Annotated in this window: 16 protein-coding genes; 14 read left to right on the forward strand and 2 right to left on the reverse strand. The window is 61.8% G+C overall.

Features of this window, described 5'->3' with window-relative positions:
• The first annotated feature begins 40 nt into the window (after positions 1-40).
• Genes odhB through WA904_RS16840 form a run of 5 tightly spaced genes read left to right on the forward strand, consistent with a single transcriptional unit; the run spans position 41 to position 5,010 of the window.
• On the forward strand, positions 41-1,312 hold the full coding sequence (gene odhB, locus WA904_RS16820; RefSeq protein ID WP_425198278.1) for a 2-oxoglutarate dehydrogenase complex dihydrolipoyllysine-residue succinyltransferase: 1,272 nt from the start codon (positions 41-43) through the stop codon (positions 1,310-1,312).
• Positions 1,312-1,812 (forward strand): hypothetical protein, encoded by a 501-nt coding sequence (locus tag WA904_RS16825; RefSeq protein WP_425198279.1) that lies wholly within the window; start codon positions 1,312-1,314, stop codon positions 1,810-1,812. The genes odhB and WA904_RS16825 overlap by 1 nt, the downstream gene beginning before the upstream one ends.
• 8 nt (positions 1,813-1,820) lie before the next feature.
• Complete coding sequence (gene lpdA / locus WA904_RS16830) at positions 1,821-3,251, forward strand: dihydrolipoyl dehydrogenase (RefSeq protein ID WP_425198280.1); 1,431 nt, start codon at positions 1,821-1,823, stop codon at positions 3,249-3,251.
• Between the two features lie 20 nt (positions 3,252-3,271).
• Positions 3,272-4,369 (forward strand): cell division protein ZapE, encoded by a 1,098-nt coding sequence (gene zapE, locus WA904_RS16835; protein WP_425198281.1) that lies wholly within the window; start codon positions 3,272-3,274, stop codon positions 4,367-4,369.
• Positions 4,366-5,010 (forward strand): hypothetical protein, encoded by a 645-nt coding sequence (locus tag WA904_RS16840; protein WP_425198282.1) that lies wholly within the window; start codon positions 4,366-4,368, stop codon positions 5,008-5,010. Before zapE ends, WA904_RS16840 begins: the two co-directional genes overlap by 4 nt.
• A 15-nt stretch (positions 5,011-5,025) precedes the next feature.
• Here the strand turns inward: WA904_RS16840 and WA904_RS16845 are convergent, their stop codons facing one another.
• Entirely contained in the window at positions 5,026-5,784 is a 759-nt protein-coding gene (locus WA904_RS16845) for a PP2C family protein-serine/threonine phosphatase (protein WP_425198295.1), read from the reverse strand.
• A gap of 83 nt (positions 5,785-5,867) precedes the next feature.
• Here WA904_RS16845 and WA904_RS16850 point away from each other — a divergent pair, with 83 nt between their 5' ends.
• On the forward strand, positions 5,868-6,071 hold the full coding sequence (locus WA904_RS16850) for a DUF465 domain-containing protein (RefSeq protein ID WP_425198283.1): 204 nt from the start codon (positions 5,868-5,870) through the stop codon (positions 6,069-6,071).
• Positions 6,071-8,077: an ATP-dependent DNA helicase gene (locus WA904_RS16855; protein WP_425198284.1), complete on the forward strand. Its 2,007-nt coding sequence runs from the start codon at positions 6,071-6,073 to the stop codon at positions 8,075-8,077. The genes WA904_RS16850 and WA904_RS16855 overlap by 1 nt, the downstream gene beginning before the upstream one ends.
• Here the strand turns inward: WA904_RS16855 and WA904_RS16860 are convergent.
• Positions 8,040-8,861 (reverse strand): outer membrane protein assembly factor BamD, encoded by an 822-nt coding sequence (locus WA904_RS16860; RefSeq protein WP_425198285.1) that lies wholly within the window; start codon positions 8,859-8,861, stop codon positions 8,040-8,042. The two genes, WA904_RS16855 and WA904_RS16860, sit on opposite strands and share 38 nt — an antisense overlap.
• A 17-nt stretch (positions 8,862-8,878) precedes the next feature.
• On the opposite strand from WA904_RS16860, the gene WA904_RS16865 reads away from it, so the two are divergent.
• The 7 genes from WA904_RS16865 to WA904_RS16895 form a co-directional block, all read left to right on the forward strand.
• On the forward strand, positions 8,879-9,913 hold the full coding sequence (locus WA904_RS16865; protein ID WP_425198286.1) for an RluA family pseudouridine synthase: 1,035 nt from the start codon (positions 8,879-8,881) through the stop codon (positions 9,911-9,913).
• Positions 9,914-10,017: 104 nt separating this feature from the next.
• Positions 10,018-10,740 carry an SMC-Scp complex subunit ScpB gene (gene scpB / locus WA904_RS16870; RefSeq protein ID WP_425198287.1) on the forward strand — a complete coding sequence of 241 codons (723 nt, stop codon included), beginning with the start codon at positions 10,018-10,020 and terminating at the stop codon, positions 10,738-10,740.
• A gap of 183 nt (positions 10,741-10,923) precedes the next feature.
• Positions 10,924-12,435 (forward strand): pseudouridine synthase, encoded by a 1,512-nt coding sequence (locus WA904_RS16875; protein WP_425198288.1) that lies wholly within the window; start codon positions 10,924-10,926, stop codon positions 12,433-12,435.
• Between the two features lie 111 nt (positions 12,436-12,546).
• On the forward strand, positions 12,547-12,972 hold the full coding sequence (gene ndk, locus WA904_RS16880) for a nucleoside-diphosphate kinase (protein WP_425198289.1): 426 nt from the start codon (positions 12,547-12,549) through the stop codon (positions 12,970-12,972).
• A gap of 19 nt (positions 12,973-12,991) precedes the next feature.
• Positions 12,992-14,137 (forward strand): 23S rRNA (adenine(2503)-C(2))-methyltransferase RlmN, encoded by a 1,146-nt coding sequence (gene rlmN / locus WA904_RS16885; RefSeq protein WP_425198290.1) that lies wholly within the window; start codon positions 12,992-12,994, stop codon positions 14,135-14,137.
• Positions 14,134-14,946, forward strand: coding sequence for a type IV pilus biogenesis/stability protein PilW (pilW, locus tag WA904_RS16890; protein WP_425198291.1), 813 nt, complete (start codon positions 14,134-14,136; stop codon positions 14,944-14,946). The genes rlmN and pilW overlap by 4 nt, the downstream gene beginning before the upstream one ends.
• The coding region (locus tag WA904_RS16895; RefSeq protein WP_425198292.1) for a helix-turn-helix domain-containing protein at positions 14,939-15,454 on the forward strand (516 nt) is incomplete at its 3' end. The genes pilW and WA904_RS16895, both read left to right, overlap by 8 nt.

Here is a 15,454-nt window from a genome sequence, read left to right on the forward strand (position 1 = left end):
CAGGCGTGTCTGCCCGGAAATTACACACGAAAGAATTTAAATGGCTACCGTAGAAGTCAAAGTCCCGCAGCTGTCCGAATCCGTCGCCGAAGCGACCATGTTGCAGTGGAAGAAAAAAGTTGGTGACAGCATTGCCATCGACGAAATCCTGATCGAAATCGAAACCGACAAGGTGGTGCTCGAAGTGCCGGCACCCGCGGCAGGCGTTCTGTCCGAGATCCTGGTGGCCGATGGCGGCACGGTCACGGCCGAGCAGTTGATTGCCCGAATTGATACCGAGGGCAAGGCAGCCGCTGCGGCACCTGCCGCCGCAACGCCTGCGGCGGCCGCTCCTGCTGCAGCTCCCGCCGCGCCAGCGGCATCTGGCGGGAGCATGGCCGGTGTACCCATGCCTGCCGCCGCCAAGCTGATGGCTGACAACCAGCTGGCGTCGGGCTCGGTTCCAGGTACCGGCAAGGATGGCCGCGTGACCAAGGGCGATGTGCTGGGTGCGGTCGCCGGTGGCGCTGCATCTGCTCCTAAATCTGTAGCTGCCAGCGCAATACCGACGGGTGTTCCAACCACTTCCCTGCCTCAAGTTGCGTCACCTTCCAGGGCCAGCAACCTGGGTGAGCGTCCGGAGCAGCGTGTGCCCATGAGCCGCCTGCGCGCACGGATCGCCGAGCGTCTGCTGCAGTCGCAAGCCACCAACGCCATCCTGACCACCTTCAATGAGGTCAACATGGCGCCGGTGATGGAAATGCGCAAGCGTTTCCAGGAAAAATTCGAGAAAGAGCATGGCGTGAAGATCGGCTTCATGAGCTTTTTCGTCAAGGCGGCGGTGCATGCGCTGAAAAAATACCCGGTGCTCAACGCCTCGGTGGACGGCAATGACATCGTCTACCACGGTTACTTCGACATCGGCATTGCCGTCGGTTCGCCGCGCGGCCTGGTGGTGCCCATCCTGCGCAATGCCGACCAGATGAGTTTTGCCGACATCGAAAAGAAAATTGCAGAGTACGGCGCCAAGGCGCGCGACGGCAAGCTCGGCATCGAAGAGATGACCGGCGGCACCTTCTCGATTTCCAATGGCGGCGTGTTCGGCTCCATGCTGTCCACCCCCATCATCAACCCGCCGCAGTCGGCCATCCTCGGCGTGCATGCGACCAAGGACCGCGCCGTCGTGGAAAACGGCCAGATCGTGGTGCGCCCGATGAACTACCTGGCGATGAGCTACGACCACCGCATCGTGGACGGCCGCGAAGCCGTGCTCGGCCTGGTGGCCATGAAGGAAGCGCTGGAAGATCCCGCACGTCTGCTGTTTGACATCTGATGACGCCAGGGAAAGCCAGTGGGGGCGCGGCGGGAGGGTTTTCCGCGCGCGTCATCCTGGTAATCCTTGCCGCATGCTTGGCAGCAGGCTGCGCGGCGGTTCGCCCCGACGACGGTTTTTCGGGCGAGTTTGAGGAAGTGCCTCTTAACGGTTACCTCATCGCCGGCGTAAAGCAGCTAATCATCTCCGGGAGTGCAGAGGGGCAGTGGAAAGCAAGAATCGTCGGGAACGCGCCTGATGACGTGACCTCCCAAACTTGGCGCGAAATGAGCCGGGAAGACGTGGGGCGCCTGTTCAGCGACAACATGCCACTAGATTCGATTCGGTGTATCCGTGAAGGTTGGCCCATGCCGATGTTTTGCCGCGTGCCAACCAAGGTGTCGCTTTCGTTTCGGGGTAATGACTTTTCATGGTCTCCGGTTGTCAGCGACACAGGTTATTTGATTGCTTTTGGTTCGCCTGCCGGCATTCACAGTCCGGCATTTCGTAAAGTGAAGTGAGAATATTGATGAGTACTAAACAATTCGACGTCATCGTCATCGGCGGTGGCCCCGGCGGCTACATTGCTGCCATTCGCGCCGCCCAGCTGGGCTTCAACGTGGCCTGTATCGACGAGTGGAAAAATGCCAAGGGCGGCCCGGCCCTGGGCGGCACCTGCACCAACGTCGGCTGCATTCCGTCCAAGGCGCTGCTGCAGTCCTCGGAACACTATGACCATGCCGGCCACCACTTTGCCGAGCATGGCATCGAGGTCAAGGGGCTGGGCCTGGATGTCGCCAAGATGCTGGCCCGCAAGGACACGGTCGTCAAGCAGAACAACGACGGCATCGTCTACCTGTTCAAGAAAAACAAGGTTACCTTCTTCCACGGCCGCGGTTCCTTCACGGCAATCAAAGACGGGCTGTACGACATCCAGGTCGCCGGTGCTGCCGAAGAAACCGTTTCCGGCAAACACATCATTGTCGCCACCGGCTCCAGCGCGCGTGCCTTGCCCGGCGCGCCGTTTGACGAAGAGAACATCCTGTCGAACGACGGGGCCCTGCGCATTGGGGCGGTTCCCAAAAAGCTGGGCCTGATCGGTTCCGGCGTGATCGGCCTGGAAATGGGCTCGGTCTGGCGCCGTCTGGGCGCTGAAGTCACCGTGCTGGAAGGCCTGCCAACTTTCCTGGGGGCCGTGGACCAGCAGATCGCGAAGGAGGCCAAAAAGGCTTTCGACAAGCAGGGTCTGAAAATCGCGCTCGGCGTGAAAGTCGGCGAAATCAAAAGCAGCAAGAAGGGCGTCAGTGTGGCCTACACCGATGCCAAGGGCGAAGCGCAGACACTGGAGGTGGACAAACTCATCGTCTCGATCGGCCGGGTGGCCAACACCCAGGGCCTCAATCCGGAGGCCGTGGGCCTGAAGCTCGACGAACGCGGCGCGGTGGTGGTCGATGAAGACTGCAAAACCAGCCTGCCCAATGTCTGGGCAATTGGAGACGTGGTGCGCGGTCCCATGCTGGCGCACAAGGCCGAAGAAGAAGGCGTGGCGGTTGCCGAGCGTATTGCCGGCCAGCACGGCCATGTCAACTTCAACACCATTCCCTGGGTGATTTACACCAACCCCGAAATCGCCTGGGTGGGCCAGACCGAAGAGCAGCTCAAGGCTGCCGGCCGGGCCTACAAGGCCGGCACCTTCCCCTTCATGGCCAATGGCCGCGCGCGGGCGCTGGGCGATACCACCGGCATGGTGAAAATGCTGGCCGACGCCACCACTGACGAAATCCTCGGTGTGCACATAGTCGGCCCCATGGCAAGCGAACTGATTGCCGAATGCGTGGTGGCGATGGAATTCCGGGCCAGTTCGGAAGACATTGCCAGGATTTGTCATGCCCATCCTTCGCTCAGTGAGGCAACGAAGGAAGCGGCCCTGGCCGTCGACAAACGCACACTGAACTTCTGAGCCCGCCGGTCAACGACACGATGTCCGTCAGTTCGGAGTACGCGTCTGAGCTGAAGACACGGGGCTACGCCAGCGATCCCGCGCAGTTGCGCGCGGTCGCCGCCCTGGAGCGCTGCGCCACCGAGTGGGCGGCCTTCAAGGAGAAGCGCTCGAACCCGCTTAAAAAACTGATCAACCGGCCCGACATCCCGCGTGGCGTCTATATGCATGGCGGGGTGGGGCGCGGCAAGAGCTTTTTGATGGACTGCTTTTACAACGCGGTTCCACTCAAGCGCAAAACGCGCCTGCATTTCCATGAGTTCATGCGGGAGGTCCACCGCGAGTTGCGCGAGCTCCAGGGCACGGTCAACCCGCTCGATGAACTGGGCAAACGTATTGCAAAACGTTACCGGCTGATCTGCTTCGACGAGTTCCACGTGGCCGACATCACCGACGCGATGATTCTGCACCGCCTGCTGGCGGCGCTGTTCGACAATGGGGTGGGTTTTGTCACCACGTCCAACTTCCATCCCGACGAGCTTTATCCCAACGGCCTGCACCGCGACCGCATTTTGCCGGCGATTGCGCTGCTCAAGCAGCACCTGGAGGTGATCAGCGTCGACAATGGCACCGATTACCGCCGGCGCACGCTGGAGCAGGTCAGGCTTTACCACACGCCGCTGGGTCCGCAGGCGGATGCCGAAATGAGGGAAACTTTTGAGCGGCTGGCAGAGTCCCATGATGAATCACCTGTGCTGCATATTGAAGCGCGGAAAATCCAGGCCAGACGCAAGGCCGGCGGCGTCGTTTGGTTCGATTTCAAGACCCTGTGCGGCGGGCCTCGTTCGCAAAATGACTATCTGGAAATTGCCACACAGTTCCATACGGTGCTGCTCAGTGATGTACCCCACATGCCCGTGCGCATGGCGTCCGAGGCGCGGCGCTTTACTTGGCTGGTCGATGTGCTGTACGACCGCCGCGTCAAGCTCATCATGTCGGCGGAAGTGGCCCCGGAGGCGTTATATACGGAAGGACCCTTGGCTCATGAGTTTCCCCGGACGGTTTCAAGGCTCAATGAAATGCAGTCCTCCGAGTTTCTGGCACTTGAGCGCAGGAATGTCGACACCAAGCTGACATGAAAAACTTATTCTTTTTGTTGCTGTTTTCCCTCTTCGGCGCGGCTGCCAGTGGACAGGTCGCGAATGACCCGGTCTCCGCCGCAGTAGATCGCGAGCGCGAACAGATCAACGCCGAACGCGCAGCGCTGGAAGCGAAATTCGACGTGGAGGAGGCAGCCTGTTACAAAAAGTTTGCAGTCAACAGTTGCCTGAATGCCATCAAACTCAGGCAACGCGAGGCGATGACCGGGCTCAAGCAGCGCGAAGTGGCTCTTAACGACCAGCAGCGTCGCGAGAGAGCGGCCGACCAGCTCCGTAAAACGGAAGAAAAGTCCTCACCTGAAATACTCAGGCAGGCGGCCGAGCGCCGTACCAAAGCACTGGAAGACACGGAAGCACGGGAAGAACGTTCACGCAAAAAAGCCGATGAACGGGTCAATCTGCAACAGGGCGAAGCTTCGAATGCTGCCGATGCCGCCAGCAAGCTCAAAGGCTCCAAAGAGAGGGCACAGGCTCGTGCGGAAAGACAGGCAGAGATTGCCGACGAGGTGCAGAAATACAATGACAAGCAGCAGGAAGTGCTTGAAAGAAGAGCCAGCCGCGAGAAAAGGCAGCGCGAGCAGACCAAACCGCCGGCAGCCTCTTTACCAACCCCCAACTAGGGCCTGTCCGGAGCCTCAGGCCAGCGCTTCCAGCTTGACAATCACCAGCGACAGGTTGTCGCCACCGCCGTGAGCGCGTGACCTGGCTTTCTGGATCAGGAATTCCGTAGCCTCGCGCGGAGACAACATGGAAAGCGCTGAGCCCATTTCGCTCGGGCTGAAATAGTGCCAAATGCCGTCGCTGCAGGCAATCAATGAATCGCCGGGACGCAACTGGGGGATGAAGTGCAGGCTGACGGGTGGCGCTTCTTCGGTGCCCAGGCAACCCATGAGGATGTTGGATTGAGGGTGCACATTGGCTTCCTCCTCGGTGATCTCCCCCTTGTCCACCAGCGTCTGGACATAGGAGTGGTCCGTTGTCCGCTTGACCAGCTTGGCGCCGTGGAAGTGATAGATGCGCGAATCACCCGCATGTGCCCAATGGCAGTCGCCCCCCGGGTTGATCAAAAACGCGGCCAGCGTGCTGTGCGGTTCCTGCTCGGCTGAAATGGCGGTAAGCTTGATCACGGTGTGGGCTTCTTCCACGAGTTGCCTGAGCATCGCAGCGGCATCGTCCGTGTCGGGGGCATACCGCTCGAACAGCTGTTTGGCAGTCATCATGACCTGGTCGGACGCCTTGCGGCCGCCGCTTCGGCCGCCCATGCCATCGGCGACGATGCCAAGCATACAGCCGGCAATGCGTGGATGGCTTAGCAGGGCCACCTGGTCCTGCTGGTAGTCGCGGTCTCCTTTGTGGATACCGGTGGAAGCTGTAATTCGATAACCTTTGGACATATTGAATGGCCGAGTCATGTGGACTCGATTTATCTCCGTAATCGACGTATTATCAGATGAAGCTGCCTGCCCGGATAAAAAACTTGGACTCCAACCTGCACTCCCCGGAGCGCCGCCTGATAGAACTCAAAATCGAACATGCCGACCTCAATGCCCTGGTGGACCTCACATCGCATGCCGTGCCGATTGACGAGTTGATGCTCAGGCGCCTCAAAAAACGCCGCCTTCTCCTGCGCGACCAGATTTCCCAGCTCGAGCTGTCCCTCGATCCGCCTGAACCCGCCTGATGAACCTGGAAGCCCAAGTCCTGGAGGCTTTTGCCCCCGACGGCGTCTTGTCGCGCGCGACCGAACACTTTATCCCACGCAGCGGGCAAACCGATATGGCGCTGGCCGTGGCGCGCGCCATCGAGGGGGCGTACCCACTGGTGGTGGAAGCTAGCACAGGGGTCGGAAAAACCTTTTCCTACCTGGTGCCAGCCTTGCTCAGCGGCGAGCGGGTCCTGCTGTCCACTGCCACCAAGGCGCTGCAGGACCAGCTGTTCGGACGCGACTTGCCCACCCTTGTCAAAGCCCTGGGTGTGCCGGTCAGCACCGCGCTACTCAAGGGACGCGGTAGCTACCTGTGCCTGCACAGGATGGAGATGGCCCGCCACGATGCCAACTTTCCGGAACGCAGCTCGCTTCGCGCGCTGGCCAAGGTGGAAGAGTGGGCACGCGTGACGGAGACCGGAGACCTGGCCGAACTCCCGGGTCTGGACGAACGTTCGCCAGTCATCCCCTGGGTTACCTCCACCCGTGAAAACTGCCTGGGTACCCAGTGCCCGCGCTTTCGCGCCTGCCATGTCAACCATGCGCGCCGTGAAGCCTTGGCTGCGGACGTGGTGGTCATCAACCATCACCTGTTTTTTGCCGATCTGGCGGTGCGCGAATCAGGCGTTGCCGAGCTGCTGCCGACAGTCAGGATTGCGATTTTTGACGAGGCGCACCAGCTCAATGAAACCGGTGTGCAGTTCCTCGGGAAAAACCTCTCCACGGGCCAGTTGCTCGATTTTTCGCGCGACATGCTGGGTACCGGGCTGCAGCTTGCGCGTGGCCTGCAGGACTGGCAGATGCTGGCGGGTGCCGTCGAACACGCCGCACGCGACCTGCGTTTATGCGTGGGCAAAGCCTATCCGGGCAGCAAACTGCGCTGGAACGAGGCAACACCTGAAGGGCTGAACGCGCATGAGTGGACGGGGGCGCTGGCCGCAGTTTGCATCTCTCTGGCCAAGGCTTGCGAGGCCCTGGACACGGTCAGTGAAATCGCACCTGATTTTGTCCGCTTGCACGAACGTGCCATCGAGCTGGACGAGCGTGCCCGCTGCTTTACCCTTGCCCCGGAGCCGGGCGGTGTCCGCTGGCTGGATGTGGGCACCCAGCTGCGGCTGGTGGAGTCTCCTCTGGATATCGCCCAGGCCATCCAGGCCAAGGTTTTCACGGACGACAAAGCCGCGGCCAAGTCATGGGTGTTTACCTCGGCCACCCTCGGTGATGACGCGCACCTGAGCTGGTTCACGCAGCCCTGCGGACTGACCGGCGCCGAAGTCCTGCAGGTGGGCAGCCCTTTTGACTATGCGCGCCAGGCGGCGCTTTATATCCCGCGCAATTTCCCCAAGCCGGGCGATCCCGCACACACGGCGGCGGTGGCGGCCTCGGCGGCGCACTGGGCGCGCCGGCTCGGCGGCCGCACCATGGTGCTGACCACGACCTTGCGTGCCTTGCGCACTATTGGCGAGGCGTTGCAGGCGGCGTTTGAGGGCTCATCCGACATTGAGGTGCTGGTGCAGGGCGCGATGCCCAAGCGGGCCCTGATCGAGCGCTTCCGGCAAGCCGACGGACAGGGTGGCCGTGGCTGCGTTCTGGTGGCCTCCGCTTCGTTCTGGGAGGGTATCGACGTGCCCGGGGAGGCGCTGCAACTGGTGATCATCGACAAGCTTCCTTTCCCGCCGCCGAACGACCCGATGGTGGAAGCCCGGTCCCGGCTGCTGGAGTCGGAAGGCAAAAGCGCTTTTAACGATTATTTCCTGCCGGAGGCGGCAGTGGCGCTCAAGCAGGGCGCCGGTCGGCTGATACGCCGCGAAACCGATCAGGGTGTACTGGTGGTCTGCGACAGCCGGCTGGCCTTGATGGGCTATGGCAAACGGCTGCTGCGCGCATTGCCCGCGATGCAGCGCCTGGCTTCGGAAGAGGAGTTGAACGACAGGCTGGAGCTGCTTACCAGAACTTGTACCAGGGACCATCCACCGACTTGAAGCCTTTGGACAGGTACTCGCTCTGGGGATAGTTTTTTTCCATCACGCGCCGGGTGTCGTCGCGCAATTGGGTCATCTTGAGGGCGTCGTAAGACCTGTACAGGATGAACAGGGCCTCTTCGAGTACCGGCACATCCCGGTAATCCGCGATCGCGGTTTGCGCACGATTGATTGCCGAAATGTAGGCGCCGCGGGAGTAGTAATAACGCGCCACGTGAACCTCATACTGGGCCAGCGAATTGACGATGTAGGTCATGCGCAGGCGTGCATCTGCCGAATATTTGGATTCGGGAAACCGGTTGACCAGTTCCTTGAAGGTTTCGAACGATTCCTTGGCCGCTTTCTGGTCGCGCTCGGACAGGTCCTGCTTGTACAGAAAGCTGAACATGCCCAGGTTCTCGTTGAAGTTGACGAGGCCTTTGAGGTAAAGGGCGTAGTCGATCGCCGGGCTGGCCGGGTGCAGCTTCATGAAGCGGTCCAGTGTCGCCAGAGCCTGGGCCTGCTCGCCGCCCTTGAATTGGGCGTAGGCTTTTTCCAGCTGGGCCTGCTGCGCCAGCGGTGTGCCGGCGGCGCGGCCCTCAAGCTTTTCAAACAACGGGACGGCCTTGTCGTAAGCACCGGAGTTGGCTTCGTCCTTGGCTTCTGCGTAAATCTTGTTCGGGCTCCAGGCGGCAGTGGGATCCTTGACGGCAGAGGAGCATGCCGAAAGGACGAATGCACAGGCGAGCATCGCGGCGGCCGCAGGGCGTGTGGCTGGAACAACCGATAATTTGGTGGAAAACATCGCTATTGATCCTGTTAATGACTGATTCTGTACAAAGCAAATTGATTATATCGAGCGCCATCACCGCAGGCAGCCTGGTGGACGAGATTCTGGGGGAGGGCGAAACCGGCGCTGATGCCGAATTGCGCGAGGTGAGTGTTCCCGTGGAAAGCCACGGGACACGCCTGGACCGTGCGCTGGCGGGCATGGTGCCCGAGTTCTCGCGCAGTTATCTGCAGCAGCTGATTGAAGCTGCCGCTGTGCAACTGAACGGCGTCACGGCGACCAAGGCTTCCACCCGGGTCAAGGCCGGTGACAAGCTCGTGATCGAACTCAAACCCACGCCACAGAGCCAGGCCTTCAAGCCGGAGGCGATGGCGCTGGAGGTCGTTTTTGAGGATGAGCACCTGCTGGTCATCAACAAGCCGGCTGGCCTGGTGGTGCATCCGGCGCCCGGCAACTGGAGCGGCACCCTGCTCAACGGACTGCTGGCGCGCGACGTGCAGGCCAGCGGGCTGCCGCGCGCCGGCATCGTGCACCGGCTGGACAAGGACACCAGCGGCCTGATGGTGGTGGCGCGCCGGCGCCAGGTCATGGACCAGCTGGTGGCCATGATCGCCGAGCGGAGTGTCAGCCGTGAATACCTGGCGTTGGCGCATGGCGCCTGGCAAGGCCCCAAGGGCCGCCGGGTTGATGCGCCCATGGGCCGCGATCCGCGCAACCGTTTGCGCATGGCGGTGGTGGACCTGGAAAAAAATGCAGGCAAGACCGCTTCGACCGATCTTTATCTGCTGCAGAGTGAGGGCTCGTTTTGCCTGGTGCGCTGCAGGCTGCATACGGGGCGGACCCACCAGATCCGGGTCCATATGGCCTCCATCGGCCATCCTCTGGTGTCGGACGAGATGTATGGCGGCAGGCCTGCGGCAGGTCTGGGCCGTCAGGCGCTGCATGCCTGCAGGCTGGCGTTCACCCACCCGGTCACCGGTGATGCCCTCGAGTTCAGGGCGCCGCTGCCGGAGGATCTGGCAGCGGCTCTGACCCGGCTGGGGCTGGGATACAATCAAATCCAGTAGTTTTCTGCTACCCGCCGCATGGCGCGCCCAGATGTTGTGGTTGCGCATGAATGTGAACTGCGCCGCCAGGCGCCTTTATCTCGAATCATTTCGGAACCAAGACCATGAATACGACGGATGCCAAGCGCGTCCTCGAAACGGCACTTATTTGCGCGCAGCAGCCGCTGCCTTTGCGTGAGATGGGTGTTTTGTTCAACGGGGCACTCACGGCCGACACCCTCAAGCTCCTGCTGGAGGATCTGCAAAACGACTGGTACGGGCGAGGCGTGGAGCTTGTGCATGTCGCCACCGGCTGGCGCTTCCAGAGCCGTCCGCAGATGCGCGAATACCTCGATCGCCTGCATCCTGAGAAACCGCCGCGTTACACCCGTGCCACCCTGGAAACGCTGGCAATCATCGCCTATCGACAGCCGGTCACCCGCGGCGACATGGAAGACATACGCGGAGTGACGATCAACAGCATGATTCTCAAGCAGCTTGAGGACCGTGGCTGGGTCGAGGTGATCGGCCACCGCGAAACCGTCGGGCGGCCAGGCCTGTACGCAACCACACGGCAGTTTCTCGATGACCTGGGCCTGGAGTCACTGGACCAGCTGCCGGCGATGGACAACGCGGCGGGGCAGGCCTCCATGCTGGAGCAGATCGAATTTGGCATGTCCGCCACGTTGGCCGTGGATGAAGCGCCTGCGTCAGTGGCCGTTCCGGAACTGGCGGATGGGCTGGAGGCTGGCCTGGCGCTTGCAGATATTTCCGCCGCGGGCGACCCCGCGGACATACAACAGGACGCTTCCCTGAGCAGCCCCACGGCCATCGACCCCAACGCCTGAACGTAACGCATGAATCAAAACGAAAATCCGGCTCCGGCCACCGCTGCAGCTTCCCAGGCTGAAGAGCCAAAAGTGGCTTCAGCCCTTGATTCACAGGCGAAGAGTGCTATCGAATTGGTAGTTCCCGATACTTCTGCGGAAGGCATGGGCAAGGTCGCTCCGGGTAGGACCGGACAAGCAGCCATGCCGCCGGCGCTGGCCCGCTTTGAAGACGTGATTACCGGCAAGTTTGATGCGGATGAGGAAGATGGCGCGCTCGAGCCTCCCAAGCGCGTCCTGTTGCCCCAGCCGGAGACGCCCAAGTTGCACAAGGTGCTGGCGCAGGCAGGTTTGGGATCGCGGCTGGAAATGGAGCAACTGATTCTGGAAGGGCGAATTTCCGTCAACGCCGAGCCGGCCCACATCGGCCAGCGCATCCAGTTTGGCGACACGGTCAAGGTCAATGGCAAACCGATCCGGGTGCGTATCGATCCGCCGCCGCCGCGGGTGATTGCCTACCACAAGCCCTCCGGCGAAGTGGTTTCGCATGACGACCCGCAAAACCGGCCCACCGTGTTTCGCCGCCTGCCCAAGCTGTTCCAGGGCAAATGGCAGTCGGTCGGCAGGCTTGACCTGAACACCGAAGGCCTGCTGCTGCTGACCAGCTCCGGCGAGCTGGCCAACAAGCTGATGCATCCACGCTTTGGCCTGGAGCGCGAATATGCGGTGCGTGTGCTGGGTGCCCTGAACAATGAAGAGAAAAAACGGCTGCTTGATGGTGTGCAGCTTGACGATGGCATGGCCCAGTTCAGCACGATAGAGGCCGGCGGTGGCGAGGGTGCCAATTGCTGGTACCGCGTGACAATTTCCGAGGGGCGCAACCGCGAAGTGCGCCGCATGTTCGAGGCGGTCGGTCACGCCGTCAGCCGCCTGATCCGCATCCGTTATGGCGCCGTGGTTTTGCCGCGCGGCCTCAAGCGAGGGGCCTTTGTCGAGCTGGATGAGCGCGACATCGCGGCGCTGACCAACGCTGTCGGGCGTTCGGAAGCCCGTGCCGATCCGCGTGGCGCGCACAGGAACGTCGCAGAAGCAGGCGAGGCCGGATCCGGCGAAGGCCGCCCAGGACGCGGACCGCGCCGCACGGACCGCCCGCGCGGCGGGCGTGGGCGGCCGGATAACGGAGTCGTCAGGCCGGTGGACGCGCAGGCCATGCCCGAAAACAACAGGGCAAGTGAACCGGGTGACCAGGACGACGAAGCCGGACACGATCCGCTCGACCTGCAACCGCCGATGAACCGGAATGAGGCGCCGCGCGACGGCAACCGGCGCCGCGGTGCCAAGGGTGGTCGTGGCAATGGGGGAAACGGAGGCAATGGCGCCGGTCCCCGGTCCGGCCCGCCGGGCAAGTTCGGCGGCAATGCCGGCGGGCAAGGCCCGAAACGCCGCGATGACCGTGGGAGTGATCGCGGTGACCGGGGCGACAAGAGTCCGGGCGGGGCGCAGCCTGACCCCATGAAAACGTCATTCGGCTACATTGGTGCGGAAACCTTCACCCGCCAGCGTCAGGCGCCTGGTCAGGGCCAGCGCCGTGGTGGTGGTGGCGGTGGCCCTGGCGGCGGCGGCGGAGGTTCCGGCCAGCGGCGCAGCGGGGGGGGCGGTGGTGGAAACCGTGGCGGCAATCGCAGCGGTGGCGGCAACCGCGGCGGAAACCGCTGACTCCCGGCGCAAGCCCACGCACTTTTTAACCAGGGCCATTGGCCCCGGGTTAAAATCAGAGGCTTTATTCGATTCGAATAAAGCCCAGAAAATCAAGGTTAAGGAAATCTCATGGCGATCGAACGCACTCTCTCCATCATCAAACCCGATGCAGTGGCCAAAAATGTCATTGGTCAAATTTATGCACGCTTTGAGGCTGCCGGCCTGAAAGTGGTTGCGGCCCGGATGGCGCACCTGTCGCGCGGCGAGGCCGAAGCCTTTTATGCGGTGCACAAAGAGCGTCCTTTCTTCAAGGACCTGGTTGAGTTCATGATTTCCGGCCCGGTCATGATTTCCGCGCTTGAAGGCGAAAACGCGATTCTGAAACATCGCGACCTGATGGGCGCCACGGACCCGAAAAAAGCCGCCGCCGGGACCATCCGCGCCGATTTTGCCGACAGCATTGATGCCAACGCCGTGCATGGCTCTGACGCCACCGAAACCGCCCAGGTGGAGATCAGCTTCTTCTTCGCGGGCATGAACATCTATTCGCGCTAGTTCGCGAATTTCCGATGCGATGACAGCCAACCTGCTTGATTACGATCTGGAAGGTCTGGCTGCGTTTTGCGAGGGGCTCGGAGAAAAACGTTTCCGGGCCACCCAGCTGTTCCGATGGATTCACCAGAAGGGTGCGACCAGCTTCGACCAGATGACCGATCTGGCGAAATCCCTTCGCGAGAAACTTCCCGCTTCAGCCCACATTGAGGGGCCCAAGGTGGTGTCCCGCCACGATTCGGCCGATGGCACCATCAAATGGCTGTTTGATGTCGGTGCTGGCGACGTCATCGAAACCGTCTTTATTCCCGAATCCGACCGCGGAACGCTTTGCATTTCCTCACAGGCCGGCTGTGCCGTGGGTTGCCGCTTCTGTTCCACCGGCCATCAGGGCTTCAGCCGCAACCTGACGACGGCCGAGATCATTGGCCAGCTCTGGTACGCCGAGCACTTCCTGCGCAAGCACCTCGGCAAGGAGGAGCGAGTTGTCTCCAACGTGGTGATGATGGGTATGGGCGAGCCGCTGCAGAACTATTCGCAACTGTTGCCTGCCCTGCGGGTGATGCTGGATGACCATGCCTATGGGCTCTCGCGCCGGCGCGTCACTGTGTCCACCTCGGGTGTGGTGCCCATGATGGACCGTCTGGCCCAAGATTGCCCCGTGGCACTGGCAGTGTCGCTGCATGCGCCTGAAGATAAGCTGCGCAGCAATCTTGTGCCGCTCAACAAAAAATACCCGATTGCCGAACTGCTGCAGGCCTGCAGCCGTTACCAGGTGGCGGCGCCCCGAGATTTCATCACCTTTGAATATTGCATGCTCGACGGCGTCAATGACCAACCAGAGCATGCACACCAGCTGCTTGCCCTGATGCGTGAACATGCCGTGCAGGGTCTGGCCTGCAAGTTCAACCTGATTCCCTTCAATCCCTTCCCGGCCTCGGGCCTCAAGCGGTCCGGCATGCCGCAGGTCATGGCTTTTGCGAAAATTCTGCTGGATGCGGGTATCGTGACCACCGTCCGGAAAACACGCGGCGACGACATCGATGCAGCTTGCGGGCAACTGGCCGGCGATGTGCAGGACCGCACCGGTGTCGAGCAGCGCATGGCGACGCGGCGGCAAGGTATGCTCAAGGGAATCAAGGTTGTAACCAAGGGGGTCGGTGTATGAATTTCGTCCGCAATGCCATCTGGCTTTCTGCCTGTTGGGTGGCCGTGCTGCTGGCCGGCTGCGCCGGCACACCGGGTGCCGCGTCCGGCGCCGCTAGCGGGCGCGCGGAGGTCATGACCGAGTCGGATGAAACGGACGGGCGCAAGCGCGCGCGTCTGCGACTTGAGCTTGCTGCCAACTATTTCCAGCAGGGCCAGACCAATGTCGCCCTCGATGAACTCAAGCAGGCTTTGCTCGCGGATCCGTCCTATCCCGATGCCCACAACCTGCGCGGCCTGGTCTACATGCGCATGGGCGACAACGCGCTGGCCGAAGACAGTTTTCGCCGTGCGATGGCGCTCAACCCGCGTGACGGCGACATTCTGCATAACTACGGCTGGCTGCTGTGCCAGCAAAAAAGATATGGCGAGTCGATCGCCCTGTTCGGGCGCGCCCTGGCTATCCCTTCGTATGGCGGGTCGGCCAAAACACTGATGACGCAAGGCATTTGCCAAATCAGTGCAGGCCAGGCGGCTGAAGGTGAGCGCAGCCTGTCGCAGTCTTATGAACTGGATGCGGGCAACCCTATTACCGGCTATCACTTGTCGAACGCGCTTTTCCAGCGCGGTGACCTGTCGCGTGCGCAGTTCTACATTCGTCGTGTAAATAACAGCGATCTGGCCAGAGCTGAAACCCTGTGGCTGGGCATCAAGGTGGAGCGAAGCCTGGGCAATCGCGAAGCGATGATGCAACTGGCTGATCAGCTGAAAAAACGTTTTGGACAATCGCGTGAGGCGGCTGCGTATGACCGAGGAGCCTTCAATGAGTGAGTTCAACGGCAGCCCTGCAATGACGCAGGACGATGCGTTGCGGCCGGGGATCGCCGGCCAGCCTGTCGATGGTTCTGTTCCCAGCGCCGGTTCCCTGATCCGGCAAGCCCGGGAGATGGCGGGCCTGCATATCGCGGCACTCGCAGTGGCCCTGAAGGTACCGGTCAAAAAGCTTGAAGCGCTTGAGGCCGACCGGCTCGATCTGTTACCCGACGCGGTATTTGTCCGTGCGCTTGCGGCAAGCGTCTGCCGCACGCTGAAGATCGACGCCGGCCAGGTGCTGGCGCTGTTGCCGCAAACCGGCAAGCCCAGTCTCGGTCAGCAGCACACCCCCATCAATGCGCCTTTCCGCTCGCCAGGTGATGGGCCCGGCCCGTCGCTGTTGGCGCAGGTTTCCCGGCCCGCGGTTCTGGCAGGCCTGCTGCTGGTGCTGGCTGCACTGGTTCTTATTTTCCTGCCGGCCGCCCAGCAGCCAGGTCCCGCCGCCGAGTCCGGCGCCGAGCCGGCC

Origin of the sequence: Polaromonas sp. (genome assembly GCF_049790275.1) — a bacterium.
Lineage (GTDB): Bacteria > Pseudomonadota > Gammaproteobacteria > Burkholderiales > Burkholderiaceae_C > Polaromonas.